Origin of the sequence: Nocardioides sp. NPDC059952 (assembly GCF_042730435.1) — a bacterium.
In the GTDB taxonomy this organism is placed as follows: Bacteria; Actinomycetota; Actinomycetes; order Propionibacteriales; family Nocardioidaceae; genus Nocardioides.
Window position 1 is genome coordinate 48,513 of the sequence record NZ_JBHWLY010000025.1, and the last position, 26,224, is coordinate 74,736.

28 protein-coding genes are annotated in these 26,224 nt (G+C 68.7%); 8 read left to right on the top strand and 20 right to left on the bottom strand.

Annotated elements, in window-relative coordinates:
• Window positions 1-14: 14 nt before the first annotated feature.
• The 6 genes from ACFV9G_RS13700 to ACFV9G_RS13725 all read right to left on the bottom strand — a co-directional run bounded on the left by ACFV9G_RS13700 (window position 15) and on the right by ACFV9G_RS13725 (window position 7,531).
• Window positions 15-2,348 (bottom strand): M4 family metallopeptidase, encoded by a 2,334-nt coding sequence (locus ACFV9G_RS13700; RefSeq protein ID WP_378728012.1) that lies wholly within the window; start codon window positions 2,346-2,348, stop codon window positions 15-17.
• 327 nt (window positions 2,349-2,675) lie between these two features.
• Window positions 2,676-2,960: a DUF3263 domain-containing protein gene (locus ACFV9G_RS13705; RefSeq protein ID WP_091040975.1), complete on the bottom strand. Its 285-nt coding sequence runs from the start codon at window positions 2,958-2,960 to the stop codon at window positions 2,676-2,678.
• 201 nt (window positions 2,961-3,161) lie between these two features.
• Window positions 3,162-4,256, bottom strand: coding sequence for a potassium channel family protein (locus ACFV9G_RS13710; protein WP_378728013.1), 1,095 nt, complete (start codon window positions 4,254-4,256; stop codon window positions 3,162-3,164).
• 142 nt (window positions 4,257-4,398) lie between these two features.
• Entirely contained in the window at window positions 4,399-5,238 is an 840-nt protein-coding gene (locus tag ACFV9G_RS13715; RefSeq protein WP_378728014.1) for a carbohydrate ABC transporter permease, read from the bottom strand.
• Complete coding sequence (locus ACFV9G_RS13720; protein ID WP_378728015.1) at window positions 5,238-6,233, bottom strand: carbohydrate ABC transporter permease; 996 nt, start codon at window positions 6,231-6,233, stop codon at window positions 5,238-5,240. Before ACFV9G_RS13720 ends, ACFV9G_RS13715 begins: the two co-directional genes overlap by 1 nt.
• Window positions 6,230-7,531: an ABC transporter substrate-binding protein gene (locus ACFV9G_RS13725; RefSeq protein ID WP_378728016.1), complete on the bottom strand. Its 1,302-nt coding sequence runs from the start codon at window positions 7,529-7,531 to the stop codon at window positions 6,230-6,232. Before ACFV9G_RS13725 ends, ACFV9G_RS13720 begins: the two co-directional genes overlap by 4 nt.
• A 256-nt stretch (window positions 7,532-7,787) precedes the next feature.
• On the opposite strand from ACFV9G_RS13725, the gene ACFV9G_RS13730 reads away from it, so the two are divergent.
• Window positions 7,788-8,135 carry a hypothetical protein gene (locus ACFV9G_RS13730; protein ID WP_378728017.1) on the top strand — a complete coding sequence of 116 codons (348 nt, stop codon included), beginning with the start codon at window positions 7,788-7,790 and terminating at the stop codon, window positions 8,133-8,135.
• Window positions 8,136-8,190: 55 nt separating this feature from the next.
• On the opposite strand, the gene ACFV9G_RS13735 is transcribed toward ACFV9G_RS13730, so the two are convergent.
• The gene (locus ACFV9G_RS13735) at window positions 8,191-9,540 is read right to left on the bottom strand and encodes a cation:dicarboxylate symporter family transporter (protein ID WP_378728018.1); all 1,350 of its coding nucleotides are present in this window, start codon (window positions 9,538-9,540) and stop codon (window positions 8,191-8,193) included.
• 142 nt (window positions 9,541-9,682) lie between these two features.
• On the opposite strand from ACFV9G_RS13735, the gene ACFV9G_RS13740 reads away from it, so the two are divergent.
• The 3 genes from ACFV9G_RS13740 to ACFV9G_RS13750 are packed head-to-tail and all read left to right on the top strand — an operon-like array spanning window position 9,683 to window position 12,763.
• Window positions 9,683-11,287, top strand: coding sequence for an ATP-binding protein (locus tag ACFV9G_RS13740; RefSeq protein WP_378728019.1), 1,605 nt, complete (start codon window positions 9,683-9,685; stop codon window positions 11,285-11,287).
• The gene (locus ACFV9G_RS13745) at window positions 11,284-11,976 is read left to right on the top strand and encodes a response regulator (protein WP_378728020.1); all 693 of its coding nucleotides are present in this window, start codon (window positions 11,284-11,286) and stop codon (window positions 11,974-11,976) included. The genes ACFV9G_RS13740 and ACFV9G_RS13745 overlap by 4 nt, the downstream gene beginning before the upstream one ends.
• 43 nt (window positions 11,977-12,019) lie before the next feature.
• The gene (locus tag ACFV9G_RS13750) at window positions 12,020-12,763 is read left to right on the top strand and encodes a class I SAM-dependent DNA methyltransferase (protein WP_378728021.1); all 744 of its coding nucleotides are present in this window, start codon (window positions 12,020-12,022) and stop codon (window positions 12,761-12,763) included.
• Here the strand turns inward: ACFV9G_RS13750 and ACFV9G_RS13755 are convergent.
• The 7 genes from ACFV9G_RS13755 to ACFV9G_RS13785 form a co-directional block, all read right to left on the bottom strand.
• The gene (locus tag ACFV9G_RS13755) at window positions 12,733-13,047 is read right to left on the bottom strand and encodes a hypothetical protein (protein ID WP_378728022.1); all 315 of its coding nucleotides are present in this window, start codon (window positions 13,045-13,047) and stop codon (window positions 12,733-12,735) included. The genes ACFV9G_RS13750 and ACFV9G_RS13755 overlap by 31 nt on opposite strands.
• Entirely contained in the window at window positions 13,044-13,334 is a 291-nt protein-coding gene (locus ACFV9G_RS13760; protein ID WP_378728023.1) for a hypothetical protein, read from the bottom strand. Before ACFV9G_RS13760 ends, ACFV9G_RS13755 begins: the two co-directional genes overlap by 4 nt.
• Window positions 13,331-14,530, bottom strand: a complete 1,200-nt coding sequence (locus ACFV9G_RS13765; protein ID WP_378728024.1) for a PrsW family intramembrane metalloprotease — start codon at window positions 14,528-14,530, stop codon at window positions 13,331-13,333. The genes ACFV9G_RS13760 and ACFV9G_RS13765 overlap by 4 nt, the downstream gene beginning before the upstream one ends.
• Entirely contained in the window at window positions 14,527-15,123 is a 597-nt protein-coding gene (locus tag ACFV9G_RS13770) for a hypothetical protein (protein WP_378728025.1), read from the bottom strand. Before ACFV9G_RS13770 ends, ACFV9G_RS13765 begins: the two co-directional genes overlap by 4 nt.
• Before the next feature lie 98 nt (window positions 15,124-15,221).
• A complete protein-coding gene (locus ACFV9G_RS13775; protein WP_378728026.1) occupies window positions 15,222-15,998 on the bottom strand; it encodes a hypothetical protein in 777 nt (258 codons plus the stop codon).
• A 5-nt stretch (window positions 15,999-16,003) separates the two neighbouring features.
• A complete protein-coding gene (locus tag ACFV9G_RS13780; RefSeq protein WP_091040951.1) occupies window positions 16,004-16,540 on the bottom strand; it encodes an N-acetyltransferase in 537 nt (178 codons plus the stop codon).
• Between the two features lie 4 nt (window positions 16,541-16,544).
• A complete protein-coding gene (locus ACFV9G_RS13785; protein ID WP_378728027.1) occupies window positions 16,545-18,002 on the bottom strand; it encodes a glycine hydroxymethyltransferase in 1,458 nt (485 codons plus the stop codon).
• A gap of 464 nt (window positions 18,003-18,466) precedes the next feature.
• On the opposite strand from ACFV9G_RS13785, the gene ACFV9G_RS13790 reads away from it, so the two are divergent.
• Genes ACFV9G_RS13790 through ACFV9G_RS13805 form a run of 4 tightly spaced genes read left to right on the top strand, consistent with a single transcriptional unit; the run spans window position 18,467 to window position 21,889 of the window.
• Complete coding sequence (locus tag ACFV9G_RS13790; RefSeq protein ID WP_378728028.1) at window positions 18,467-20,191, top strand: nitrite/sulfite reductase; 1,725 nt, start codon at window positions 18,467-18,469, stop codon at window positions 20,189-20,191.
• A complete protein-coding gene (locus ACFV9G_RS13795) occupies window positions 20,188-20,358 on the top strand; it encodes a hypothetical protein (protein WP_378728029.1) in 171 nt (56 codons plus the stop codon). The genes ACFV9G_RS13790 and ACFV9G_RS13795 overlap by 4 nt, the downstream gene beginning before the upstream one ends.
• Window positions 20,355-21,098 (top strand): phosphoadenylyl-sulfate reductase, encoded by a 744-nt coding sequence (locus tag ACFV9G_RS13800; RefSeq protein WP_091040945.1) that lies wholly within the window; start codon window positions 20,355-20,357, stop codon window positions 21,096-21,098. The genes ACFV9G_RS13795 and ACFV9G_RS13800 overlap by 4 nt, the downstream gene beginning before the upstream one ends.
• Window positions 21,099-21,145: 47 nt before the next feature.
• Window positions 21,146-21,889 (top strand): sirohydrochlorin chelatase, encoded by a 744-nt coding sequence (locus ACFV9G_RS13805; RefSeq protein ID WP_378728030.1) that lies wholly within the window; start codon window positions 21,146-21,148, stop codon window positions 21,887-21,889.
• 142 nt (window positions 21,890-22,031) lie between these two features.
• Here ACFV9G_RS13805 and ACFV9G_RS13810 read toward each other — a convergent pair whose 3' ends face one another.
• The 6 genes from ACFV9G_RS13810 to ACFV9G_RS13835 form a co-directional block, all read right to left on the bottom strand.
• Window positions 22,032-22,442, bottom strand: a complete 411-nt coding sequence (locus tag ACFV9G_RS13810; protein WP_378728031.1) for a DUF3037 domain-containing protein — start codon at window positions 22,440-22,442, stop codon at window positions 22,032-22,034.
• Window positions 22,442-23,224 (bottom strand): HipA family kinase, encoded by a 783-nt coding sequence (locus ACFV9G_RS13815; RefSeq protein WP_378728032.1) that lies wholly within the window; start codon window positions 23,222-23,224, stop codon window positions 22,442-22,444. The genes ACFV9G_RS13810 and ACFV9G_RS13815 overlap by 1 nt, the downstream gene beginning before the upstream one ends.
• A complete protein-coding gene (locus tag ACFV9G_RS13820; RefSeq protein ID WP_378728033.1) occupies window positions 23,221-24,063 on the bottom strand; it encodes a PPK2 family polyphosphate kinase in 843 nt (280 codons plus the stop codon). The genes ACFV9G_RS13815 and ACFV9G_RS13820 overlap by 4 nt, the downstream gene beginning before the upstream one ends.
• 116 nt (window positions 24,064-24,179) lie before the next feature.
• Complete coding sequence (locus ACFV9G_RS13825; RefSeq protein ID WP_378728034.1) at window positions 24,180-24,875, bottom strand: GNAT family N-acetyltransferase; 696 nt, start codon at window positions 24,873-24,875, stop codon at window positions 24,180-24,182.
• Window positions 24,876-24,898: 23 nt separating this feature from the next.
• Window positions 24,899-25,399: a phosphoribosyltransferase gene (locus tag ACFV9G_RS13830; protein WP_091040933.1), complete on the bottom strand. Its 501-nt coding sequence runs from the start codon at window positions 25,397-25,399 to the stop codon at window positions 24,899-24,901.
• A complete protein-coding gene (locus ACFV9G_RS13835) occupies window positions 25,396-25,977 on the bottom strand; it encodes a regulatory protein RecX (protein WP_378728035.1) in 582 nt (193 codons plus the stop codon). The genes ACFV9G_RS13830 and ACFV9G_RS13835 overlap by 4 nt, the downstream gene beginning before the upstream one ends.
• Window positions 25,978-26,224 lie beyond the last annotated feature (247 nt).

The window sequence follows — 26,224 nt, forward strand, 5'->3', positions numbered from 1 at the left end:
TCGCGCTGTTCCACCTACGACAGGTTCACTGCCGTGTCATCGATCAGGAAGCTCGTCCCGAGGGAGGAGTCCTCCGTCCCGGTGAAGGTGAGGGTGACCGTCGAACCCGCCTGGCCGTTGAGGCTGAGCGAGCGCTGGACGTAGCCCGAACCCTTGTTCAGGTTCGAGTAGGTCGCCAGGGTCGTGGACCCGGCCTTGACCGTCAGCTTGTCGTACGCCGAGGTCGTGGTCGTCTCATCGGAGTCGACGTAGAGCCAGAACGTCAGCGTGGCCGCACATCCCGACGGGATGGTGACCGACTGCGACAGCGTGTCGGTGTGGGTGGACCCGTAGCCGTTCAGCCAGGCCTTGTAGGAACCCGAGTGCGCCGGGGCGCTGGTCGAGCTGTCGATCACTCCCGAGGAGGCGGTCCAGCCGGTCGCGCCGGACTCGAAGCCCGGGTTGGTCAGCTTCTGGCCCGAGCAGGTGCCACCACCGGTGCCGGAGACGGTGAAGGTGAACTGCACCGAGCCGGTCACACCGGCGGAGTCCGTCGCGGTGACGGTGGGCGTGAAGGTGCCGGCCGTGGTCGGCGTACCGGAGACGGTGCCCGAGGTCGAGATCGAGACGCCGGTGGGCAGGCCGGTGGCCGTGTAGGTGTAGGGCGAGGTGCCACCGGAGGCCGTGACCGCGAAGGACGAGATCGCGGTGCCGACCGTGCCGGTCTTCGAGCCCGGCGAGGCCACCGTGACGGGACTGCTGCCGCCCGGCGTACAGGTCGGGTCACCGGTCTGGGCGGGGACCGAGACGGCGTTCCAAGCGGCCTTGACCGCGTTGAACTCGGTGCAGGTCGTGGTGCCGTACAGGTTCTTGGCCGCGGTGAGCGTCCAGGTGCGGTACTTCAGGTACGACGACGACGAGGTCTTGAGCAGCATCGCGTTGTACATGACCTTCATCGCCTTCTGGATCCCGACACCGGTGACGGTGGACGAGTTGCAGGTCGGCGAGGTCGGCTGCCCGTTGGTCGGGTTGGAGCCCTCGGCGAGCAGGTAGAACCAGTGGTTGCCCGGGCCGGCCGCGGCGTGGACCTCGTCGCCCGGCGTCGAGGACGAGTAGCAGTTGTCGTCGCCGACCAGCGAGGGGTTGTACATGTTGCGGATCGGTCCGGCGCCCACCAGGTCGACCTCCTCACCGACGGTGTAGTCGGGGGTGTCGTTGGCGGTCTGGTTGTCGTACCACTCGGTCGCCGCACCGAAGGTGTCCGCGACGAACTCCTGGGTGTTGCCACCCGAGATCCCGCCCGGGGTGTGGTCGTCGATGCCGTGGCCGAACTCGTGGGCGACGACGTCGAGCGAGCCGATCCAGCGCGAGCCGGACTGGGAGTGGCCGATCTGCACCTGGGTGCCGTCGTAGTAAGCGTTCACGTCGTTCAGGCCGACCCGGATCGGGAGCCAGCCGCCCGAGCCGTCCATGCCCGAGCGCCCCAGCCACGAGGTCAGCATGCCCTTCTCCTGCTGGGCGGCGTAGAACGCATCGACACAGCCGGTCTCCCGGTTGGTCGGGTCGCCGTTGCCCCAGGAGTCGTCGGTGCCGGTGTAGGTCACGTTGCCGGTCGCGTTCTGACACTTGAGCGACGTCGCGGACGGATCGGTCAGCGAGTACGTCGAGCCGGAGAGCTGCGTGGAGATCGACACAGTCCCGGAGTAGCCCGAGCTCCCCGTGCCCTGCACGACGTGCTCCTTGGTCGAGAGCACCTTGCCGGTGGCGGCGTCGACGAACACAGACAGCCGCGAGGGCTCGCCCGCGCGGGTGCCGGTCACGATCGTCTCGTACGCGAGGTCCGAGCCGCCCTCGCCCTGGACGATGACCAGCTCGCTGGACTCGACGGCCGGCTTGGTCACCTGGCCCTTGGCGACCTTCTCCGCCTTCGCCTCGGTGATCGCGGGCTTCGTGGTGGCCACCTTGACCGGGGCGTCCTGGGCGACCGAGGTCCCCAGCAGGTTGCCCTCGGCGTCAGCGGCGACGACGAAGTCACCGCCGACGACGCGCAGCCCCTGGTGGGTGCGGTCGTAGGAGACGTACTGAAGTCCGGAGGACTGGTACGTCTTCAGTCGGACGGCCTCGTCCTTGGCGCCGAGCTTCAGCGCCGCGGGGTCGGCGGCGACGAAGGCCGCTGCCGACCTTTCCGCCTTGGTCCTGGCTTCCTTGCCGCTGACGACCGCGCGGCCGTCGTCGGTCTCCTGGGATGCGACGGTGCCCTTGCCGGGCTTGGGGTCGGTGGCCGCCTGCACGCCGGTGGGCATGCTGATGGCGGCCACTGCCGAGATGAGGGCCATGGTCAGGCCCTGCGCTACGCGTCTGTTGTTCACGCAGACTCTCCTTGAGCCGGCCCCGCCGAAGCGGAGCAGCCGATACTGACTCATGGACAGTGGCGATCGGCCGAGGAGCGGGTCAATCAGGTTAATGCTTCATAACCTTGCATCGCATCGAGTCGCTTTTACGACAACATATGAATACCCACGGGTACATGTCGGATGCGCCAGTTTCCCGGGGAAAACAGAAGTCAGCCGCTGGCGTCTCGGGTCACCAGCGGCTGACAAGTAGAACGTTAGCCGACGAGGCCGAACGCGTGCAAGCACCTGCAATGCATAAGACTGCAAATGATCCGACCGGGCTACTCAGACCACCCGAGAGGGCTAGGAGCGCGGGTTCTGCGAGCGCTGCGTGCGCCGCGCGTCGCGCTGCCGTCGCAGCCGTCGCACCAGGACGCCGTCGTAGGCGAGCGCCTCGGGCTTGTCGATCAGATCGTTGACGGCACGGTGGTATTCGGCGGCGCTCATCCCCAGCTGCTCCCGGACCGCGTCGTCGCGGCCGGTGCCGGCCGACCACCAGGAACGCTCGAAGTCGAGCAGTCGCTTCTCGTTCTCGGAAAGGCCCGGCTGCCCGTCGGCAGATCCGGGGCTGTGGGGCGCCTCGGTCATGCGTACATCCTCCCAGGCGCGACGGGCGCCTCCGAAACCGCCACGCGCCACCGTCTCGAACTACCCGGCATAGCCCATCTGGGCCATCTTCATAAAAGTGCAGATCGACTCTTTGAAGGTCGCTGGCCCGTCGGCTAATCTCTTCCATGTCAGCCGCTGGTGACCCGAGACGCCAGCGGCTGACTTCTATTTCGGCGGGAACTACACCTCCGCGGTGTCCTCGCCGTGCGTCCCCGGACGCGGCGCCCAGGGCAGCTCCTTCGCGGCCCGCACGACGACCAGCCGGTCCCCGCGCGACAGGGTGCCGACGACCGGGTCGAAGTAGCGGAAGACCTTCTCGTCGCGTACGACCGCGATCACCTGGTCGGCGAGCTGCTGCGGCTGCTTGCCGACCTCGTTGACCAGCAGGTCACGCTCGGCGACCTCGAGGCCGATGCCGGAGTTGAGCAGATCCTCCATGACCGAGCCCAGGGTCGGCGAGATGGTGGAGAGCCCCATCAGCCGACCGACAGCGTCGGCGGAGGTGATCACCGAGTCTGCTCCGGACTGCTTCATCAACGGCGCGTTCTCGCGCTCCCGGGCCGCGGCGACGATCCACGCGTCCGGGTTGATCTGTCGCACCGTCAAGATCGTGAGCACGTTGGAGTCGTCACGGTTGGTGGTGATGATGACCTGCTCGGCGTCCTTCACACCCGCTCGCATCAGCACCTCGCGCCGGGTCGCGTCGCCGGTGACCACCGCGATCCCGTCGGAGTGGGCATCGGAGCGCGCCACCGGGTCCGGGTCGACCACGACGAACTCCTCGGGGTCGGCACCATTGCTGAGCAGCGTCTCGACGGCGCTGCGTCCCTTGGTGCCGTAGCCCACGACGACGATGTGCTGGGACATCTTCTTCCTCCAGCGAGCGACTCGGATGAGGTCACGGCCCTGCTTGGTGAGGACCTCGAGGGTGGTGCCGATCAGCAGCACCAGGAACGCGATGCGGGCCGGCGTGATGATGAACGCGTTGATCATGCGCGCATGCGCCTCGACGGGGGCGATGTCGCCGTAGCCGGTCGTGCTCAGCGTCACCGTCGTGTAGTAGATCGCGTCGATCAGGCTGATCTGGCCGGTCGGATCGTTGTTGTCGGCGTACGCATCGCGGTCGAGATAGACCAGCAGGACCGTGCCGACCAGGATCGCGAGCGCGGCCAGCAGCCGCCGCCCGAGCTGCCACCACGGCGACCGCACCGTCTCAGGAAGAGCGATCTGCTCGACACCGGCCCACTTCGGGGTGAATGCAGATGTCTCGGACACATCTGTGACCCTATCCGCAGCGCTCTGTCGTCTGTTGCATGAGTGCCTCCGACATCCGCCGTGTCACCGCTCGGTCGCCGGGAAACACGAACGGGCGTCATGCCTCCGAGGAGACATGACGCCCGCCGGGCGCGGACCGACCTCAGCCCTTCACGGAACCAGCGGTGAGTCCACGGACGAAGTAGCGCTGCAGCGAGAAGAACACCAGCAGCGGCACCGTCATCGTGATGAACGCACCTGCGGTGAGCAGGTGCCACTCCTGGCCACGGTCGCCGATCAGGTCACGCAACGTGATCGTGACGACCTCGTTGTCACCCGCCCCGAGGAAGATGAGCGCGACCAGCAGGTCGTTCCAGACCCAGAGGAACTGGAAGATCGCGAACGCTGCCAGCGCGGGCACCGACATCGGCACGATCAGCCTCCAGAAGGTCTGGAAGTGGGAGGCCCCGTCGATCTCGGCCGACTCGATGATCTCCTGCGGCAGGGTCGCCATGTAGTTGCGCAGGATGAAGACCGCCAACGGCATCCCGAACGCGGTGTGGGCCAGCCAGACCGCGAGGAAGGTGCCGTTGAGGTTGTAGGCGCTGAACAGGCTGAGCAGCGGCACGAAGGCCACCTGCAACGGCACGACCAGCAGACCGACGATCACCAGGAACAGCACGTTGCGCCCCGGGAACCGCATGAACGTGAACGCGTACGCGGCGAACGCAGCGATCATGATCGGCAGCAACGTCGCCGGGACGGAGACGACGATCGAGTTCACGAAAGCGTTCGCCATCCCGCTCTCGAGGACCTGCGTGTAGCTGTCGAACGTCCACTGGGAGAACGGGTCGGTGATGACCGTCCACCAGCCCGACGACTTCACGTCGGCCTCGTCGCGGAACGACGAGACCAACAGGCCGAGGGTCGGGATGAACCAGAGCACGCACAGCAGAACGATGCCGACACGGGCAGCGACGCTGCCGAGGGTGAGGTTCCTCATCAGCGGGCCTCCTGCTTCTTGAACTGGCGCATCTGGTAGATCATCACCGGGATCACGGCGATCATCAGGACGACCACGACCGCAGCCGCCCGGCCCGCATCACCGAACTCGAAGAGCTCCACGAAGAAGGTGTTGGCCAGCACCGACGTGCCCGCTCCGCCTCCGGTCATCACGTAGACGATGTCGAAGACCTTCAGGACCAGGATGAGAACGGTCACGAAGACCACGATCACCGTCGGCCAGATCTGCGGCACGACGACCTGGAAGAAGATCTGGATCTCACTGGCCCCGTCGATGCGCGCCGCCTCCACGGTGTCCTCGGGGACACCCTTGATCGCCGAGGAGAGCAGCACCATCGCGAACCCGGCCTGCAACCAGATCATGATGACGATCAGGAGCAGGTCGTTGAGGTTGTAGTCGGAGATGCGCAGCCAGGCGACCGGCTCGAAGCCGAGACTCGTCGAGATCGCCGAGAGGAGACCGATCTGCTTGTCGCCCTGCGCGAACCTGGTCGCGTAGACGAAGCCCCAGATCGTGCTCGCCCCGACGAAGCTGATCGCCATCGGCATGAAGATGACCGACTTCGCGACCCGCTCCGGGAACGCCTTGAGCTGGTCGGCCAGCACCGCCACGAGCAGGCCGACGATGACGCTGCCGACCGGGACGATGAGGATCCAGAGCAGGTTGTTGACCAGCGTGCCGATGAACTCGTCGTCGCGGAAGAGCGAGGTGTAGTTCTCGAACCCGACCCAGTTGATGCTGTTGGCGTCGGCGAAGCTGTAGATCACCGTCATCACGGCCGGGTAGACCAGGAAGACGGCGACCACCACGATGGCCGGGCCGATGAAGACGTACGGCTTGACCCGCCTCTCCCACTTGCCGGGCAGGAGGCCCGAGAGGAAGTTGAGCAGCCAGTAGAGAGCGGCGGTGCCACCGACTCCGAGGACGATGGCGACCAGGCCGTTGAGGATCTTCAGGTAAGGATCATCGCTCATCCTCGCCAGCTCTCCTCGATCGCGTCGGCAGCTTCCTGAGCGCTCTTCTCACCTCCGACGTAGGCGTTCATCTCGCTCCAGAACGTGCCGGCGCCGACCTGCGCGGGCATCAGGTCCGAACCGTCGAAGCGGAAGGTGTCGGCGTCCTGCAGCAGGGTCGCGATCTCACCGAACATCGGGTCGGCGTACTGCGAGTTGTCGAACTCCGTGCTCGGCGAGAGCCAGCCACCGGCCTGGGCCCACTCGGCGCCGAAGTCGGGAGACGCGAAGAACTCCATCAGCTCCACCACGTCGGTGTCGTTGGTGAAGGCGGTCGCCATGTCACCGCCGCCGAGCACCGGGTTGCCCTCGAAGCCGCCCTCCATGTTGCCCGGCAGCGCGAAGACGCCGACGTTGCCGGCCAGGTCCTGCTGGACGTCCTTCGGGAAGAAGGTGGTGATGAAGTTGGCCTGGCGGTGCATCTCGCAGCCCGGCTTCGCGTCGAAGAGCGGGAGCGGGGAGTCGCCGAAGGGCTCGCTCAGGGTGCCGTCGGCCCCGCCGCGCACGTTCTTCGGCTTGTTGATGATGTCGCCCATGGTCTCGATCGCCTCGACGATCTTCGGGTCGTTGAAGGGGACCTCGTGGGAGACCCATTCGTCGTAGAACTCCGGGCCCTCCTGGCGCAGGACGATCTCCTCGACCCAGTCGGTGTAGACCCAGCCGGTGTCGGCACCGGCCTCGGCGCCGAGGCACCACGGGGTCTGGCCCTTGGCGATCATCTGGTCCTCGAGGCTCCGCAGCTCGTCCCAGGTCGTGGGCGTCTTGTAGCCGGCCTGCTCGAAGTTCTTCGGGGTCCAGACCAGCGACTTCATCGAGACGCGGATCGGGACGCCGTAGGTCTTGTCGTCGATCTCGACCGAGTCCATCAGGCCGGGGATCATGGTGTCGTCGAGCGAGCCGACGTCGATGAGGTCGTCGAGCGGCAGCGTGTCACCCGACTCGGTCAGGTCGCCGACCAGACCGGGCTGCGGGAACAGCGCGATGTCGGGGGCATCGTTTCCGTTGACCTTGGTGCGGATCTCCGTGGTGAAGTCCGTCGACGGGGTGTAGGTCACCTTGATCCCCGTGTCGTCGGTGAAGGTCTTCAGGGCCGCGTTCAGACCCACTGCCTCGCCCTCGGGGATGGCGCCGAGGATCTGGATGCTGCCGTCTCCCTCTTCGGTGTCGCCGGCATCGTTGTTGCCACCGCCACCGGGAACGCCACAGCCGGTCACGGCGAGCAGACCTGCGACCACTGCTCCGATTTGCCACTTTCGCACGTGCATCTGATTGCACCCTCCATCGTCGTTTGATCCACGGAGTCGTGCCACGCAGGCCGCGTCGGGTCCACGAGGCAGCGCCTCGTTATGTGATCTCCGTAACACTAGTCGCTACGGTCCATCGATGTCCCGGGGAAATTGTCGAACACTTACCCGAGAACGCGCAGGAGGATACCTCTCCCGTGCTCTGCCTCCAGGAAGACCCGCCAGCCCGGTGTGGCCCCGACGGGCGAGTTAGGCCAGAATCAGGGCCCAAATGAACTATCCGCACCCTCCCCATCACGGCCCCGGTCACGGGTCCCATCACCAGCCTCCACGCGACCCCTTGGCCGTGGCCGGCCGGCTGGCCGCTGTCATCTGCTCGATCCTCTTCTGGCTGATCGCGGCGATCGCCGTGATCGCTGCCGTCATCGGCATCTTCCGGGCCTTCGGCGGTGGTCTGGCGTGGCGTACGGTCGGGATCTGGGCCGTCGCCGGCGTCGGCTGCTTCGCGTTCTCCTGGATCATCGCCGCGCTGGGCCGGATCGGCCTCGACGACGAGCCGATCGGGTCGTGGCGCGTCGCGCCGTTCGAGCTGGCGCGCATCCTCTACCGCAACCGATGACAACAGGCCGTACGTCGCGCGTGCCCGCGCGGCGTACGGCCTGTTGACGTGGGGTCTAGACCCGCGCCTTGTCGGTCTCCGCTGCGGGCGGAGCCGCGTGGTCGTCGACCATGGTCGTCTCGTCGAAGGGGTCCTGACCGTCGAGGACACGGTCGAGCTGGCTGTGGTCGATGGTCTTGGTCCAGTGGCCGACCAGGACGGTGGCGACCGAGTTGCCGGCGAAGTTGGTCAGCGCACGGGCCTCGGACATGAACCGGTCGATGCCCACGATGAGCCCGACCCCGTCGACCATCTCCGGGCGGTGGGACTGCAGCCCGCCGGCGAGGGTCGCCAGGCCCGCGCCGGTCACACCGGCGGCACCCTTGGAGGCGATCATCATGAACAGCAGCAGGCCGATCTGCTCGCCGATGCTCAGCGGGTCACCCATCGCGTCGGCGATGAAGATCGAGGCCATCGTCAGGTAGATCGCGGTGCCGTCCAGGTTGAACGAGTAACCCGTGGGGACCACGACACCGACCGTCGCCTTCTCGACACCGGCGTGCTCCATCTTCGCGATCAGGCGCGGGAGGGCCGACTCGGACGAGCTGGTGGAGAGGATGAGCAGGAACTCGCGGGCGAGGTACTTGAGCAGCTTGAAGAGGTTCACGCCGGTGGCCAGCTTGAGGATCGCGCCCAGGATGCCGAAGACGAAGATCGCGCAGGTGACGTAGAAGGCGATCATGATGACGGCGAGGCTCTTCAGGGCGTCGATGCCGGTCTCGCCCACCACGCCGGCGATGGCACCGAAGGCGCCGACCGGGGCGGCCCACATGATCATCGCGAGCACGCGGAAGATGAGGTTCTGGATCGCGGTGATCGCGTTGAGGATCGGCTTGCCCGACTCCCCCATCCGCTGCAGCGCGAAGCCGACCAGCAGTGCCACCAGCAGGGTCTGCAGCACCACGCCGGAGGTCAGCGCGGAGAAGAGCGAGGTCGGGATGATGCTGAGGAGGAAGTCGGTCGTGCTCGCGTGCCCCTCCGAGGCAGCCTCCTGGCCCGCGCTGGACGCGTCGGAGCTGATCTGGAGGCCGGTGCCCGGGTCGATGATGTTGCCGACGATGACGCCGATCGCCAGGGCGACGGTGGACATCACGATGAAGTAGATCAGCGCCAGGCCACCGACCTTGCCGACCTTGGCCGCGTTGGCGACCGAGCCGACGCCGATGACCAGGGTGCAGAAGATGATCGGCTGGATCATCATCTTGATCAGGTTCACGAAGGCCGTGCCGATCGGCTTCAGCTCCACCGCGAACGACGGGGCGATCAGCCCGACCAGGATGCCGAGGACCACCGCGGCGATCACCGCGATGTAGAGATAGTGTGTCCGGTCCTTCTTGGGTCTTGTCTCTGTGGGGGTCGTGCTCATCGTTCCTCCTGGTCCGGTGTGGCCTGCCCTCCGGGGCAACTCGGGCAACTCTCCGGGAGAACGTGACGACCGTCACTGTTGTGTTCGTTGTGTTCGTGGCCACGATCACAACCACGCAACCGAGGTGGTCCAGAATGAGGTCGTGTCCCGTGTCCACCCGTTCCGCCCCCGCGTTCTCCGCGATCGGCCGGTGGCCCAGCAGGTTCTGCTCCTCCAGTTCGGCACGGTGCTGCTGCTCGTCGTCACCGGCATCCTGATGGCGTCCTACGACGCCCAGCGCGACTCCTACAGCCGTGCCACCCAGCGTGCGGTGGCCGTCGCCCAGACCGTCGCCGACTCCCCCACCGTCCTCACGGCACTGCGCGGCGAGGACCCGACGGCGACGCTCCAGCCCTGGACCGAGCAGGTACGCCGCGACACCGACACCGACTTCGTCGTGGTGATGGACCTGGACCGCACCCGCTACACCCACACCGATCCGCGCGAGATCGGCGGGAAGTTCGTCGGCGACCTCGGTGGCGCGCCCGATGGCGAGGTCTTCACCCAGCAGTACACCGGCACGCTCGGACCATCGGTCCGGTCGGTGGTTCCGGTCGAGGCCGGTGACGAGGTCGTCGCGCTCGTGTCCGTCGGCATCACGGTCAGCGACATCAACCGCGGACTCAGGCGCGACGTCACGATCGTGCTGCTGTGCGGCGCGCTCGTGCTTGCCGTCGGGCTGACCGGTGCCTGGCTGCTGAGCCGGCGCCTGCACCGGCTGACCCACGGCATGGGCGAGCGGGAGCTGGCCCGGATGTACGAGTACTACTCCGCCGTCCTCCACTCGGTCCGCGAGGGTCTGCTCCTCCTCGACGGAGAGGGGCGCGTGCAGCTGGTCAACGACGAGGCGCGGCGCCTGCTGGCACTGCCGGACGACGTCATCGGCACCCGGATCGAGGACCTCGACCTGGCGCCCGGACTGGTCGCCGCCGCCCGCGGCCGCACCGCCGAGTCCGATGACCTCTACCTCGCCGGCGAGCGGATCCTCGTCGTCTCCTCAGCACCGGCGCTGTGGGACGGCCGCGAGGTCGGCGCCGTGGTGACGCTGCGCGACCACACCGAGCTGCGCTCGGTGACCGGCGAGCTCGAGGTCGTACGCCGCCTCACCGAGTCCCTGCGGTCGCAGAACCACGAGGCGGCCAACCGGCTCCACACGGTGGTGTCCCTGATCGAGATGGGCAGGGAGCAGGATGCGGTCGAGTTCGCCACCGAGGAGCTCCAGGTCGCCCAGCTCCTCACCGACCGGGTCGTCGGTGCGGTCGAGGATCCCGTCGTGGCCGCGCTCCTGCTCGGCAAGTCGGCCGAGGCGGCCGAGCAGGGCGTCGAGTTCCGCATCGTCGGCGAGGTGCCACCCGGCACGGGCATCCCACCCCGCGACCTGGTGACGGTGCTGGGCAACCTCGTCGACAACGCCATCGACGCCGTCTCCGGCTTCGAGTCCCGCCAGGTCGAGGTCCACCTCACCGGTGACGAGGACACCCTCACGGTACGCGTCGGCGACAGCGGTCCCGGCCTGGACGACGCCGACTCGGCGCGCGTCCTCGACCGCGGCTGGACCACGAAGGCCGAGCCCGGTACAGGTCGAGGCCTGGGTCTCGCGCTGGTCGGCCAGATCGCCCGGCGTCATGGTGGCGAGGTCGTCATCGGCCGCTCGCACCTCGGTGGTGCGGAGTTCACCGTCACCCTCGCTACGGAGGCGGCGGCATGAACGTGCGGGTCCTGGTCGTCGAGGACGAGGCGCTGGCTGCCGAGGCCCATGCGGCGTACGTCGGGAGGGTCTCGGGATTCGCCCTGGCCGGGATCGCGCGGTCAGCACGCGAGGCGGTCCGCGCGCTCGACGCGGCCCGCGACGCGGGCACTCCGGTGGACCTGATCCTGCTCGACATGAACCTGCCCGACGGGCACGGGCTCGGGCTGCTCAGCAGGCTGCGTACCGCCGGGCACCTGTGCGACGTGATCGCGGTGACGGCGGCGCGGGACACGAAGGTGGTGCGGCAGGCCGTCGTGCAGGGGGTCGTGCTCTATCTGCTCAAACCGTTCACGTTCGCGACGTTCCGGGACAAGCTCGAGCAGTACGCCGACTATCGTGCCCGGCTGGAGGCTGCCCCCGAGGAGGTCGTCCAGGACGAGGTCGACCAGCTTCTGGGGTCGCTGCGGCCCACCGGGAGCACACCGCTGCCCAAGGGCATGAGCGCGGAGACCCTGCGGGCCGTGACGGCCGCGCTGCGCGAGGCCTCTGGCGACCTCTCGGCGAGCGAGGTCGCCGCGGTGGTCGGCTCGTCGCGGGTGACCGCACGGCGCTATCTCGAGCACCTCGCCGACAAGGGCCTGGCCGCGCGCGGGGTCCGTTACGGTCCCAGCGGCGGCCGGCCCGAGGTCGGCTACTCCTGGCGCTAAATCATTCGCGTTCGGGGTGTCGCGCCGGGCAGAGTCGACACCCATGACGAGCAGCGATGTGTGGACCCGGGACACGGCCGAGCGCTACGACGACCCGGACGACTGGGTCAACTCACCCGAGGTGACCGGGCCGGTGGCCCGCTTCCTCGCCGGGCTCGCTGACGGTGGCCCCGCGCTCGAGCTCGCCATCGGGACGGGCCGGATCGGCGTACCGCTGCGGGAGCTGGGGGTGCCGGTCACCGGCATCGAGCTCTCTCAGCCGATGGTCGATGTGCTCCGGCGCAAGGTGGACGAGGCGACGATCCCGGTCGTGGTCGGTGACATGGCCGCTGCCGAGGCGCCCGGGGTGGGGACGTACTCGTTGGTCTATCTGGTCTACAACACGATCGGGAACCTGCGTACGCAGGAGGAGCAGGTCGCCTGCTTCGCCAATGCCGCTCGCCATCTGGCGCCGGGCGGACGCTTCGTGGTCGAGGTCGGCGTGCCGGGCCTGCGGCGGCTTCCACCGGGCAGCCCCGCGATCCCGTTCGACGTCTCCCCCGCGCACCTCGGGTTCGACACCTACGACCTGGTCACCCAGCAGGCGATCTCGCACCACTACAGCCGCGAGGCCGACGGCCGGTTCCGCTACGGGCAGCACAACTTCCGGTTCGTGTGGCCCTCCGAGCTCGACCTGATGGCGCGGCTGGCCGGGATGACGCTGGAGGCGAGGTACGCCGGCTGGGACCGCTCCGCGTTCACCGGCGAGTCCACGAGTCACGTGTCCGTGTGGCGGAAGCCGGAGTAGCGCTGGAAGTCCCAGGCCAGCCGGATCGCCTCACGGACGGCTTCGGGGGCGGCGCGGTCGAGGTAGGCCTCGATCTTGTGGTGGGCCTCCATCCTCGGCGGGATGCCGAACGCGTCCGGCCAGCGCTCGATCAGCGCCTCGCGGGCCTCGATCGGGACCCGGACGAGCAGGGTGGTCGCGTCGACATGCCGGGCGACCAGGCGATCGTTGACGTACCAGCCGCGTGGTTTGTGGCGGCAGCCGTCCAGGGTGGACACGAAGGCGTCGACCTCGTCCGGAGTCATGCTTCCGGAGCGTACGCCGCCCGCCACCGTTCCGCGGCGACCTTCGCGGCCTCAGCGATGAGATCGGTGAGCTCGGGACGATCCGGGACGGCGAAGGAGGTGTAGGCGCCACGGCCGCCGTCGACCGGGCGTCCGTACGCCTTGGCCGCGAGCCGGCCGTCGGGCAGGAGGCGCACGTTGAGGGTGGTGAGCCGGAACGTCACCTCCCGCCTGCTGTCGGTCCACTGGAGCTCATCGGGAATGGCCACGTTGATCGCGAGAGCGCTGACCTCGACCTCGTCCGTCACCGAACCTCAGCCACCGATCGCAGGCGCGCCACCTCGGCACGCCCCTGCTCCACCTCGGCAGTCTCGAGTCCCCGTGCTCGGGCAACGTCGTGGGCCAGGTCCATGATGGCCTGGCCGAGGTGCTTCTGCGCCTTCTTCGCCTTCCTGCCCGAGGCAGCCTTCTTCGCGGCCTTGCGCGCCCTCCTGTCCAGGGCGGCGTCGAGCTCGTCGGCACGGACATGGCCGGCCTCGACCTCGGGGGCGAGGATGTCGCGGACGAACTGGTGCTCGGTCGGCGCGGCCAGCCTGAACGCGATCGTCAGCAGGACGAAGCCCGCGATCGTGGAGAGGGCCATGACCAGGAACACGCCCGCACCGTGACCGCCGAGACCGCCTGCGTCGTCCCAGGTGAAGTGGATGAACAGGCCCGCGGCGACGAAGAGGAGGCCCCTCGCGATCCGCCGGGGCTGCGCCGCCGTACCGATCAGGTAGACCGCACCGCTGCAGACCAGCGCGCTGAACAGCGGGTGCGAGACGAACCCGACGGCGAAACGTGTGAAGGAGATCTGCACCGCGTGCTGCACCGGGTCGGTGCCGAAGGCGCTGCCGACCGCGTTGGCGGCGTAGAGGAAGTCTTCGAACGCGGCGAAGCCCAGACCGATGAAGGCACCCAGGACGAGCCCGTCGTTGGCCGTCCGGACGAGCCGCGGCGCCAGTCCCATCAGGAGGAGGAAGCCGCACAGCTTGGCCGACTCCTCGGTGAACGGCGCGGTCGCGCCGGCGGCCCAGGAGCTCGCCCAGTCCTGCCCGAAGAGCTTGGCGTAGATGCTGAGCATCGCCGTGTTCACCGTCATCGCGAAGCCGAAGGTGGCTGCGATCGCACCCCAGGCAACCGCGGCGACGACGAGGTCGACCGGCTGCCTCTCCCACCGGTCCACGTGACGCAGCCAGGCCCACCAGATCGCACCGAAGCCGACACACAGCACCGCCGAGATCCCGATCGCCTCGCCGTAGAAACCGAGCTCCGGCCTGAAGTAGGACCAGGACTGGAACAGCCCGACAGCCATCAACCCGAGGAAGACCCAGAAGCAGAGGTTGTGAGGCTGCAGGAAGGTGAACCTCTCGCCCCACCCGGAGACCTCGAGTGCCCTCGCCTGACGTGCGGCGGCATCGGCATCGGCCCCGCCCACGCCGACCGGTGCGGTCGGGGCGCTCACGAGTCGCTCCCCTCGACCTCGTGGATCGAGGTGATCATGGCGTGGACCGTGTCGGCAGCAGCGGCCATCTGCGCCGGCGCCCCGTAGGCGGTGACCTCGAGCCCGGTGCCGTTGATCACGAAGGCAGCGATCAGCCCGTCACCGTTGGCCGAGCTGTACGCCTGGATCACCCCGACGTCACCCGCCCGGGTCGTGACGGTGGCCGGTTCACCGTCGATCGTGAACGTCTCATCACCCGTGCCGCTGGTGACCTTGGCGATCTGTTCGAGCAGCTCGGACGGGGTGCCGTCGAAGGCGTCGTAGGTGATGTCGAAGACGACTCCGTTGCCGGTGATCTTCGCCGAACCCGCGGCAGCGCCCGCGTTCGCCTCGCCCACCCGGAAGCCACTGATGACCTCCCACCCGGTCGCGGGCACGAACGCGAGGCCGTCACCGGTCGCCAGCTGATCCCCGGCCCGCACCGGATCGTCCCAGTCGATCCAGCCATCAAGACGCGGGACAAGCACCGTCGCGATGAGGAAGACCCCGATCGCGACCAACCCGTAGGGGAAGGATCTCTTGTCCAGTCCGAGAAAACGGTGCTCGACGGGCACCCGTCTCGTGGGCCCTCGACCCGTGGTGTTCGTCGATGACAACCGTGCCTCCGATGGCATGACAGCGAGACTCTCCTGCAGTCAAACTAAAGGATCTGTCAACACTTTCGGTCCCAAAGCCCGATATCGGTGGCGAAGCGGGCGGTGAGATGCTCGATCACCCCGCCCGCACCGAGCAGCGTCCCGGTCTCCTCCTCGGACGCCCCACCGGTCTCGGACAACGACTCGAGCCGTGCCAGACCGGGCGCGAGGGACGGCTCGATCTCGCTCCAGCGGGCGGCTGCGGCGGAACGGTCGGTTGTCCAGGTGCCGTCGTGGACGCTGACCAGGCCGGCCACGGCGAGGAGGGACTTGCGGGCGATCCGGCGGGACAGGTCGCTCGGGTCGTCGCGGCCGAGCGCTGCGCGCCACCTGCGCAAGGAACGGTCGATGTCTCCGTTGAAGCCGCGGGCGGCGCGGGCGTCCGCCCGGAACCCGGGCAGGCCGGCGCCTGGATCAGGGCCGGCGAGATGCGCGCAGTAGTGGCGCAGGAACACCCGGTTGCCGTACGCCTCGTCGCCCTCGCCGAGGTAGTCGTCCGAGGACACCGCGGCGATCTCCACGCCGCGGCAGAGGTCGGCGAACGCCGCCGACGCCTCCGCGCCGAGCCCGGAGGCGGCGGCCGCCGGGAGCCCGATCGTCAGCAGGTCCACGTCGGAGGCAGGCACCGTGGCCGTGCCGTTGGCCACCGAGCCGTAGACGTGGACCGACACCTCGGGCGGGACCCGCCCGAGGACGTACGCAAGGACCGGCTCGAATGCGGACGGCACCCGGTCCCGACGTGCTCCCGTGAGGATCAGGCCCTCAGGGGTCACGCCCTCGCGCGGATCAGCCATGACGCTCAGGTGAGGCGGAGCGCCATCTTCGACTCGGTGCGCGGGTCACCCTCGGGGAAGGGCTGCGTCTCACCGGTGAGCTCGAAGCCGAGGCGTTCGTAGAGGCGGCGCCCGGACTCGTTGCCGTCGACGACCCACAGGGTCAGCACGGAGGCGCCGTCACGACGCGCCCAGCCGGCAACAGCCAGGATGAGCCCCTCGGCGAGGCCGTGACCACGCGCCTCGGGGGCGAGCCACATGTTGATCAGGTGGTGCTCGTCGTCATGGATGATCCCGGCGGCGAGCCCTGAGGGATTCTCGCCGAGCCAGGCGATGTAGGCCGCGCCGGAGGCCGCCCACAGCCGCCAACGCTCGTCGGGCCAGGTCACCACCTCGTCGTAGGAGGCCCAGAACGCCCGAGGAGTGTCCTGGAGAGCAGCGAGGCGCACCTTCTTGAGCGCCGGCCACTCGTCCTCGACGACGACACGCACCGCCGCCGTCGGGACCACCTTCTCAGGGGCCCCGACGCCGGGGATCGAGCTGGGTCGCTTCGGAGCCGGCACGAGCTCAGGCGAGGTCGAGACCGGGGTACAGCGGGAACTTCGCGAGCAGCTCCGCCGCGGCGGCCTTGGTGTTGTCGGCGACGGAGTCCTCGATGGCGTAGGAAGCCTTGGACGGGCCGCCGGCCTTCGTGGTGCCGGGCTTGGTCTTGGAGAGCACGTCGACGATGAGCTCGGCGACGCGGTCGAACTCGTCGGCGCCGAAGCCGCGGGTGGTCAGCGCCGGGGTGCCGAGGCGGATGCCCGAGGTGTACCAGGCGCCGTTGGGGTCGGCCGGGACCGAGTTGCGGTTGGTGACCACGCCGGAGTCGAGCAGCGCCGACTCGGCCTGACGGCCGGTGAGGCCGAAGCTCGTCACGTCCAGCAGCACGAGGTGGTTGTCGGTGCCGCCGGTGACGAGCTTGGCGCCGCGCTTGAGGAAGCCCTCGGCGAGCGACTTGGCGTTGTCGGCGACCTCCTGGGCGTAGGTCTGGAAGCTCTCCTGCTTGGCCTCGGCGAAGGCGACGGCCTTCGCGGCCATGACGTGGCTGAGCGGGCCGCCGAGGACCATCGGGCAGCCGCGGTCGACGCTCGGGGCGTACTCCTCGGTGGCGAGGATGAAGCCGCCGCGCGGGCCGCGGAGCGACTTGTGGGAGGTCGAGGTGACGACGTCGGCGTAGGGAACCGGGTTCTCCTCGCCGGTGAAGACCTTGCCGGCGACGAGGCCGGCGAAGTGGGCCATGTCGACCATCAGGGTGGCGCCGACCTCGTCGGCGATCTCGCGCATCTTGGCGAAGTTCACCCGGCGCGGGTAGGCGGAGTAGCCGGCGACGATGATCAGCGGCTGGAACTCCTTCGCCTTGGCGCGCAGCGAGTCGTAGTCGAGCAGCCCGGTCTCGGGGTCGGTGCCGTACTGGTTCTGGTGGAACATCTTGCCGGAGATGTTCGGGCGGAAGCCGTGGGTGAGGTGGCCGCCGGCGTCCAGCGACATGCCCAGCAGACGCTGGTTGCCGAGCTCGGCACGCAGCGTCTCCCAGTCGGCCTCGGAGAGCTCGTTCATGTTCTTGACGGCCATCTTCTCCAGCCACGGGCCCTCGACCCGGTGGGCGAGGATGGCCCAGTAGGCCGTCAGGTTGGCGTCGATGCCGGAGTGCGGCTGGACGTAGGCGTACTCGGCACCGAAGAGCTCGCGGGCGTGCTCGGCGGCGATCGACTCGACGGTGTCGACGTTCTGGCAGCCGGCGTAGAAGCGGTGGCCGACGGTGCCCTCGGCGTACTTGTCGGAGAACCAGGTGCCCATCGTCATCAGCGTGGCGGGGCTCGCGTAGTTCTCGCTCGCGATCAGCTTGAGGCTGGCGCGCTGGTCGGCGAGCTCCTGCTTGGTCGCCTCGGCGATGCGGGGCTCCACGGAGGCGATGACCTCGAGGGCTTGGTTGTAGGCAGAACTCACAGTGCCTGAATTCACCGGGGCAGACAGATCGCTCATGGGTCACAGCCTAGTCAGCCGCGCGGACGAGAGCAGCATCGTGGTCGCCCGATGCGTTGCGTACGTCCTCTATCACCGTCCGTGGGAATGACTGACTGCTCAGCCTGGTTAAGAGACCGTGACCAGATGGTGACCTCGGCCACACCGCCCGCGTGAACAAGCGGGAACGTCCCACATAACGGACCAATGTCTCATATATCGGGATTCCAGATTGCGTGCGGACCGTCCGCTACCTGAGACTCCTTGACATGGTCACTGCTGCAACACATGCGCACCTCGTGGTTCGACGCCACGTGGACTATTGCCGCATCCGCAGCTCGATCTGTTGGCGCCACTGACGCCCAGCGCTCCGCATCCCCCGCGTCGAGCCGCTGGCCCGCCGCCCGACAGACATCCCGGGCGCCCGCCGCGAGCACGTCCCTGCTCCGCCGTGCGTCCACGACCGACGCAAAGGTTTCTCTGACATGAGCGACAACCGGTTTCAGGCCAAGCGCGCCACCCGAACCGAGATCCCCCGGCCCAAGAAGGGCGAGGGCCAGTGGGCTCTCGGCTACACCGAGCCCCTGAACAAGAACGAGGAGTCGAAGAAGAACGACGACCCGCTCAACGTTCGCGACCGGATCCTCTACACCTACTCCAAGCGCGGGTTCGACTCGATCGACCCGGCCGACATGCGCGGCCGCTTCCGCTGGTTCGGCCTCTACACCCAGCGCAAGCCCGGGATCGACGGCGGCAAGACCGCCATCCTCGAGGAAGAGGAGCTCGACGACCGCTACTTCATGATGCGGGTCCGCTCCGACGGCAAGTTCCTCTCCCCCGCCGCGGTGCGCACGCTCGGTGAGATCGGCGTCGACTTCGCCCGGGACACCGCCGACATCACCGACCGCGAGAACATCCAGTACCACTGGATCGACATCGTCGACGTGCCGGAGATCTGGTCGCGCCTCGAGGAGGTCGGGCTGCACTCGACCGAGGCCTGCGGCGACTCGCCGCGGCCGTTCCTCGGCTCGCCGGTCGCCGGCGTCGCCGCGGACGAGATCATCGACGGCACCTCGGCGCTGCGCGAGATCGAGTCCCGCTACCTGGGCGACCCGGCCTTCTCGAACTTCCCGCGCAAGTTCAAGACCGCGCTGACCGGCCACCCGTCGCACGACGTGGCGCCCGAGATCAACGACATCGCCTTCGTCGGCACCGTCCACCCCGAGCACGGGCCCGGCTTCGACGTCTGGGTCGGCGGCGGGCTCTCCACCAACCCGCGCCTGGCCGAGAAGCTCGGCGTGTGGGTGCCGCTCGACGAGGTCGCCGACGTGTGGGCGGGTGTCGCGGGCATCTTCCGCGACTACGGCTACCGCCGGCTGCGCTCGCGGGCCCGGCTGAAGTTCCTGGTCGCCGACTGGGGCAAGGACAAGTTCCGCGAGGTCCTCGAGAACGAGTACCTCGACCGTCAGCTCGTCTCCAACCCCTCCCCCGAGTCTCCCCTGGGCCACCGCGACCACGTCGGCGTCCACGACCAGAAGGACGGCAAGAAGTACGTCGGCCTGGCACCGATCGCCGGGCGCATCTCCGGCACCCACCTGGTCGAGCTCGCCGGCGTGATGGAGAAGTTCGCCGTCGAGGGCGCTCGGCTCACGCCGTACCAGAAGATCGTGCTGATCGGTGTCGAGCCCGCGGTCGTCGAGGACCTGATCACCGCGCTGGACGCGATCGGCTTCTCGGCCCGGCCCTCCAACTGGCGCCAGAACACGATGGCCTGCACCGGGATCGAGTTCTGCAAGCTCGCGATCGTGGACACCAAGGACCGGGCGCGCGACCTGATCGCCTCGCTCGAGTCGCGGTTCCCGGAGCTCGACGCCTCGATCACCGTCAACGTCAACGGCTGCCCCAACGCCTGCGCACGGACCCAGGTCGCCGACATCGGGCTCAAGGGCCAGCTGGTCCTCGACGACGAGGGCAACCAGGTCGAGGGCTTCCAGGTGCACCTGGGCGGCGCGACCGGGCTGACCGCCAACTTCGGGCGCAAGCTGCGCGCGCACAAGGTCACCTCGGCCGGACTCGACGACTACATCTCCGCGCTGGTCGTCAACTACCTGGCCGACCGGACCGACGGCGAGACCTTCTCGGCCTGGACCGCACGGGCCGACGAGGTCCTGCTGCGCGGCGAGAAGGCCTTGAGCGAGGTGCCTGCATGAGCGAGCGCGCGGGAACCCCGTTCCACTGCCCCTTCTGCGGGGAGACCGACCTGTGGCCCCACGAAGCCACGCACGGGTCCTGGGAGTGCCGCGCCTGCCTGCGGGCCTTCCAGCTGAAGTCGTTGGGCCAGATCTCTCGGAACGTCACGAAGGAGGCACAGGGATGAGCGTCAGCACAGCAGCCGCCCGGGCAAACCGCGGGGTGGACACCGAGGGCCGTAGCCCCGAGGAGCTGCGCGAGATCGTCTCCCACTGGGGAGCCGAGCTCGAGCTCGCCCCGGCCGAGACGATCATCGAGTGGGCCGCCGCCACGTTCGGCGAGCGGTTCGCGATCACGTCCTCGATGGGTGACGCGGTCCTGGCGCATCTCGCCTCCAAGGTCGTGCCCGGTATCGACGTGGTCTTCCTCGACACCGGCTACCACTTCATCGAGACGATCGGCACCCGCGACGCCGTCGAGGCGACGATGCCGGTCAACCTGCTGACGATCACGCCCGTGCAGAGCGTGGCCGAGCAGGACGCCGAGTACGGCAAGGACCTCTACCGGACCGACCCCGACCTGTGCTGCGCTCTGCGCAAGGTCAAGCCCCTGGCCGACTCGCTCGCCTCCTACGACGCCTGGGCCACCGGCCTGCGCCGCGCGGAGACGAAGAACCGGGTCATTGCCCCGGTCATCGGCTGGGACGCCAAGCGCCAGAAGGTCAAGGTATCGCCGATGGCGCGATGGTCCGACGAGCAGGTCGAGCGATATATCGAGGACAACGGAGTGCTCGTGAACCCGCTCGTCTATGACGGCTATCCCTCGATCGGCTGCGCGCCGTGCACCCGCCGGGTAGCCCCCGGTGAGGACCCGCGCAGCGGGCGATGGGCCGGCACCGGCAAGACCGAGTGCGGCATCCACGCCTGACCACAGACTTTCCGACCTTTCCCCGCAACACCCGAAGGATGAAGACAATGGCAGCTCCCGCTCTGGTAGCCCTGGCTCACGGCAGCCGCGATCCGCAGTCCGCCGCGACCATCAACGCCCTCGTTGCCGAGGTACGCGCCCTGCGCCCCGACCTCCGCATCGAAGCCGCCTTCCTCGACCACTCCCGGCCGCGTTTCCAGGCCGTCATCGACAAGCTGGTCAAGGCCGGCCACGACGAGATCGTCGTCGTGCCGCTCCTGCTGACCGAGGCGTTCCACGCCCGCGTCGACGTACCCTCGGTCATCGCCGAGGCCACCGCGCGCCACTCCGGCCTGCGCATCCACACCAGCGCGATCCTCGGTCTCGAGAGCGTCTTCCTGCAGGTGCTCGACGAGCGCCTCCGGGAGTCTCTGAAGGACGCCCGGGTGCGCGAGCTCGACGCCCTCGTCCTGGCCGCGGCCGGCTCCTCGGACCCGCTGGCCAACCAGTCGGTGGCCCGCCTGGCCCGGATCTGGGGCTCCCACCACAAGCTGCCGGTCGTGGCCGCGTACGCCTCGGCCGCTCCGCCGGCCACCGGCGAGGCCGTCCGTGCCTTCCGCGCCGAGGGTCGCCGCCACATCGCCGTCGGCATGCTCTTCCTGGCTCCCGGACAGCTGCCCGACCGCGCCAAGGAGCTCGCCCTCGAGGCCGGCGCCGTCGCGGTCAGCGACCCGATGGGCGCGCACCCCGAGGTCGCCCGCACCATCCTGGCTCGCTACGCCGTGGGCGCCGTCGAGCTCGTCCCGGTCTGACCCACCCCGCGCCACGGCTGGTCGAGCCGCGAGCGCCAGCGAGCGTGTCGAGACCAACACAGTCCAATCGAGCGCCGATCAGCAGGTGTTTGGGGCGACACCCCCACGCCCCTCGGGACCGGCGGCGCGACCACCGGGGGCGTCAGGTGGTGTGGTGGGTGAAGACGCGGTCGAGCTCGGCGGCGGCATCGGTGGTGACGCCGCCGTGGACGGGGCCGGGCTGGAGGACCGTGGACTTCGGAGCCTTGAGGAGGCCGAAGCGGGCCGACTCGTTGTCGGAGAGGGCCCGTATGCCGTACGCCGTGGCGCGGACGCCCGCGCCGAAGCCGGCGTGCGCGGCGCCAGCACAGATCAGGTCCACCGACTCCAGGCCGGCCCGCACGAGCGAGTGATCGAGTCCGGGGGCGAAGGCGGCGAGGCGCTGCTCGTCGAGCTTCCACCGAGCGGCGAGGAACTTCTGCTCGGGGCAGTAGAGGACGACGCCGACGTTGAGGAACTCCTCGCGCTCGGGACGAGGTACGCAGCGGAGCACGACGTACTGGTAGGCGTCCATCACGCCTCCTGGGCGGGCTCGGCCACAGGCAGCCACGGGCGGCCGCCGTCGAGGCGGGCCCTCAGGAACGCGACGTAGCGCTCACGCAGCGACTCCGGGGTGTCGTAGCCGGGGACGGGCTCGAGCCACTCGTCGGGTACGTCGGCGAGCACCTTCTCCAGCACCGCGTCGTCGAGCCGCGTGGCGAGGTCGTCGTTCTGGGCGAGCGCCTGGTCGGCGTAGGCACGCAGGACGTGCTCGGAGGTGTCGAAGGGCTGCGCGGCATAGCGCGCCGGGTCGCCGCCACCGCCGGGCCAGACATGGTGGAAGTAGAGCGAGGCACCGTGGTCGATGACGTAGAGCGCACCGTTCCACAGCAGCATGTTGGGGTTGCGCCAGGAGCGGTCGACGTTGGCGATCAGCGCGTCCAGCCACAGGATCCGCCCGGCCAGCGACGGGTCGGGCTGATAGGCGGCGTCGTAGCCGAACGCACCCGCCAGGAAGTCGATGCCGAGGTTGAGCCCGGCACTGACGTTGAGCAGGTCCTGGACCTCCTCGTCGGCCTCGTAGCGGGCGATCTCGGGGTCGAGGTCGAGCACCACCTGGTCAGGGGTCGGGATGTCGAGCGCCCGGCACAGGCCGGTGACGATCACCTCCGCGACCAGCACCCGCAACCCCTGTCCGGCGCCACGGAACTTGCAGACGTAGGTGCCGAGGTCATCGGCCTCCACGATCCCGGGCAGGCTTCCGCCTTCCCGGAGCGGGGTGACATAACGAGTCACCCGCACCGTCTCCAGACTCACGAGATGGTGTCCTCTTCCAGTCGTCTCTTCTCCTCGGCGATGTCGAAGCTGGGCGCGGGCCAGTCGAGGTCGAGGCGATCCAGGGTCTCCAGGAGCAGCTCGCCGATGGCCAGGTTGCGGTACCACTTCTTGTCGCTCGGCACGAGGTACCACGGAGCGTACTCGGTGTTGGTGCGCTCCAGCGCAATCTCGTACGCCTCCTGGTAGCGATCCCACAGCTGCCGCTCGTCGATGTCGCCGGGGCTGTACTTCCAGTGCTTCGTCGGGTCCTCGAGCCGGGCCCGCAGCCGCTTCTTCTGCTCCTTGGGCGAGATGTGGAGCATGCACTTGAGGATGACGGTGCCGTCGTCGGTCAGGCGCTTCTCGAAGTCGTTGATGGCGTCGTAGCGCCGCTCGATCTCCTCGGCGGAGGCGAGCTCGCGGACACGGCCGATCAGCACATCCTCGTACTGGGAACGGTCGAAGACACCGAGGTAGCCCGGCTCCGGCACCGACCTCTCGATCCGCCACAGGAAGTCCTGGGCCCGCTCCTCGTCGGTCGGTGCCTTGAAGCTGGTGATCTTCACGCCGACGGGGTCGACCAGCCCGACGGTGTGCTTGAGCACGCCACCCTTCCCGGAGGTGTCCATCCCCTGCAGGATGAGCAGCACCCGCCTGGGGTCGTCGCCTTCCTTCGAGGCGAACAGCTTGGTCTGCAGCTCGATCAGCGTCGGGCCGAGCTCGGCGAGCACCTGCTTGCCGGTCTCCTTGTCGGCGCCGACGCCGGGCGCGGAGTTGGTGTCGTACTTCCGCAGGTCCACCGCTCCGGCCGGCAGCCGCAGCTCGTCAAGAAGGCTCATAAGGCGACGATAGTGCCGAGTCGGCTCGTCATGACGCGCCGACTCGGCACAAGAAGTGGTCAGGATGAGCCGACTCGGCGCGGAATCGCGTCAGTTTGAGCCGACTCGGCGACGGGTCAGCAGAGTACGCGCCGAAGATCGAGCGAGCAGCCGACCATCGTGGTCGTCGAACCGTCGGGCTGGGGTTCGTCGAACCAGGTGCCCTGCTCGAAGCCGACCTTGGCGAGCATCCGCAGCGAGGCGGCGTTGCGGTGGTCGGGAGCCGCGAAGCAGGCGGTCGCACCGGGATAGCGGCGCGGGATCGAGGTGAGCCAGACCCAGGCCATCCGCGGCCCGATCCCGCGACCGACGAAGGCCGGCTCGCCGATCGCGTAGTCGAAGCCGATCGCGTCCGGGTCGGGGGTGAGCAACGCGTAGTCCGGTTCGTCGCTGATCCGGTAGTCCTGACAGAAGCCGATCGAGCGCCCGTTGACCTCGATCACCCAGAACGTCACCGGGGTCTTGCCGTCGATGTCCGGCCCGTAGTTGTCGGCCACCCACTCGGGCGTCGGCTCGCCGTCGACTGCGTACCACCGGTGCACGTGCTCAGCGTTGAGCCACCGGATCAGATGGGGTAGGTCGCCGCGGGTCATCGGCCGCAGTGCGACCACCGGCATCGGGTCGGAGGAGAACTCCTTGACCTCACCGGAGAGGTCCACAGCGTACGCAGGTCGCCCGGCGATCCTCGTCGCCGCCGATGCCCAGCTCTCCCCCGGACGCGTCACGCCACCGAGACGGTGTGTCCCGGTGTGGACCGCGACCGGCGTGAACATGGACCCAGGTTAACGCCGCCGGGTCAGTGGGCCTGGCCGCCGCGGCGGTCGACGAGCGGCGGCTGGGAGGACCACGGGAAGTCGATCCAGCGGTCGGTCTTCTTATAGACGTAGTCGGCGTTGATCACCGTCCACGGCTTCTCGAAGATCACCGCGGTGCGGGCCTCGGCCACGTGGCCCTCGCAGAAGTCGTGGACGATCTCCAAGGTCTTGCCGGTGTCGGCAACGTCGTCGGCGATGAGCACCTTCATCCCGGTCAGGTCGACGGCCGCGGGGGTCGGCGGGAGCATGATCGGGACGTCGAGGCGCTCGTTGATGCCGGTGTAGAACTCCACGTTGACCGCGGACAGGTTCTTCACGTCGAGGGCGTAGCCCAGGCCCATCCCCAGGGCCAGGCCGCCACGGGCGATGGAGAGCACGATGTCGGGCTCGTAGCCGCTGTCGACGACCTTCTGGGCGATGTCGCGCACTGCGGTGCCGAAGAGGTCGTAGGTCAGGATCTCGCGCTCTTGCTGCTCACTCACAGATCGGATTCTGACACGAGACCGCCGGTGCCATCGTCATCGGCCAGAGCGAGCTCCTCACGAACGATGCTGTAGGCCACACCGGCGCCGTATCCCTTGCGGGCGAGCATCCCGACCAGACGCCGGGTCTTGGTCTGGTCGTCGAAGCGCTCCAGGGAGCGCAGCTTGCGCCGGACCATCCTCCGGCCGGCCTCGCGCTCGTCGTCGGGGTCGATCTCGTCGAGCGCGTCGCGGGCCACGTCGTCGTCGATTCCCTTGCGGCGCAGCTCCTGGGCCAGGGCTCGTCGGGCCAGACCCTTTCCGGGCTGTCGGCTGGCGATCCAGGCCTTGGCGAAGGCCTCGTCGTCGATCAGGCCGACCTCTTCGAAACGGTCCAGCAGCTGTGTCGCCAGGGCCGCCGGAACCTCCTTCTTCTCGAGCTTGTCGGCGAGCTCCTTGCGGCTGCGCGCCTGGCCGGTCAGGGCGTCGAGGAGGATCTTGCGGGCGATGGCCTCGTGGTCGGGCTCGGGGTCGTTCTTGGGGTCTGCGGGGTCTGCTGGGCGAGGTTTGCGCTGACGGGACCGTGTTGGTCTCGACACGTCGTCGCTCCTTCGTCGCGACGACGGCTCGACCGACGGCGGCGAGGGCTCGACCAGCGGGGTCTTGCCGGCCCAGGCTTCGACGCCGAGGGACACGTCCCCCAGCCAGTCAGGCGCGGGTCGCGGGGGCGCCCCCGGCTGCAGGGGGGTGGGGGGGGGGCGCGGGGGCGCAGACCCCCAGTACAGCGGGCACTCCGTAAGCGAGGCCGCCGCGCGCGGGCGCCGGCGCCCCCCCGCCCACCCGGGC

Coding starts and splice junctions, on each gene's coding strand:
- ACFV9G_RS13730 (WP_378728017.1), top strand. CDS start 7,788: ATGAACTATCCGCACCCTCCCCATCACGGCCCCGGTCACGGGTCCCAT.
- ACFV9G_RS13720 (WP_378728015.1), bottom strand. CDS start 6,233: ATGAGCGATGATCCTTACCTGAAGATCCTCAACGGCCTGGTCGCCATC.
- ACFV9G_RS13825 (WP_378728034.1), bottom strand. CDS start 24,875: ATGTTCACGCCGGTCGCGGTCCACACCGGGACACACCGTCTCGGTGGC.
- ACFV9G_RS13790 (WP_378728028.1), top strand. CDS start 18,467: ATGAGCGACAACCGGTTTCAGGCCAAGCGCGCCACCCGAACCGAGATC.
- ACFV9G_RS13745 (WP_378728020.1), top strand. CDS start 11,284: ATGAACGTGCGGGTCCTGGTCGTCGAGGACGAGGCGCTGGCTGCCGAG.
- ACFV9G_RS13750 (WP_378728021.1), top strand. CDS start 12,020: ATGACGAGCAGCGATGTGTGGACCCGGGACACGGCCGAGCGCTACGAC.
- ACFV9G_RS13810 (WP_378728031.1), bottom strand. CDS start 22,442: ATGGACGCCTACCAGTACGTCGTGCTCCGCTGCGTACCTCGTCCCGAG.
- ACFV9G_RS13715 (WP_378728014.1), bottom strand. CDS start 5,238: ATGAGGAACCTCACCCTCGGCAGCGTCGCTGCCCGTGTCGGCATCGTT.
- ACFV9G_RS13755 (WP_378728022.1), bottom strand. CDS start 13,047: ATGACTCCGGACGAGGTCGACGCCTTCGTGTCCACCCTGGACGGCTGC.
- ACFV9G_RS13775 (WP_378728026.1), bottom strand. CDS start 15,998: ATGGCTGATCCGCGCGAGGGCGTGACCCCTGAGGGCCTGATCCTCACG.
- ACFV9G_RS13800 (WP_091040945.1), top strand. CDS start 20,355: ATGAGCGTCAGCACAGCAGCCGCCCGGGCAAACCGCGGGGTGGACACC.
- ACFV9G_RS13795 (WP_378728029.1), top strand. CDS start 20,188: ATGAGCGAGCGCGCGGGAACCCCGTTCCACTGCCCCTTCTGCGGGGAG.
- ACFV9G_RS13785 (WP_378728027.1), bottom strand. CDS start 18,002: ATGAGCGATCTGTCTGCCCCGGTGAATTCAGGCACTGTGAGTTCTGCC.
- ACFV9G_RS13805 (WP_378728030.1), top strand. CDS start 21,146: ATGGCAGCTCCCGCTCTGGTAGCCCTGGCTCACGGCAGCCGCGATCCG.
- ACFV9G_RS13735 (WP_378728018.1), bottom strand. CDS start 9,540: ATGAGCACGACCCCCACAGAGACAAGACCCAAGAAGGACCGGACACAC.
- ACFV9G_RS13705 (WP_091040975.1), bottom strand. CDS start 2,960: ATGACCGAGGCGCCCCACAGCCCCGGATCTGCCGACGGGCAGCCGGGC.
- ACFV9G_RS13820 (WP_378728033.1), bottom strand. CDS start 24,063: ATGAGCCTTCTTGACGAGCTGCGGCTGCCGGCCGGAGCGGTGGACCTG.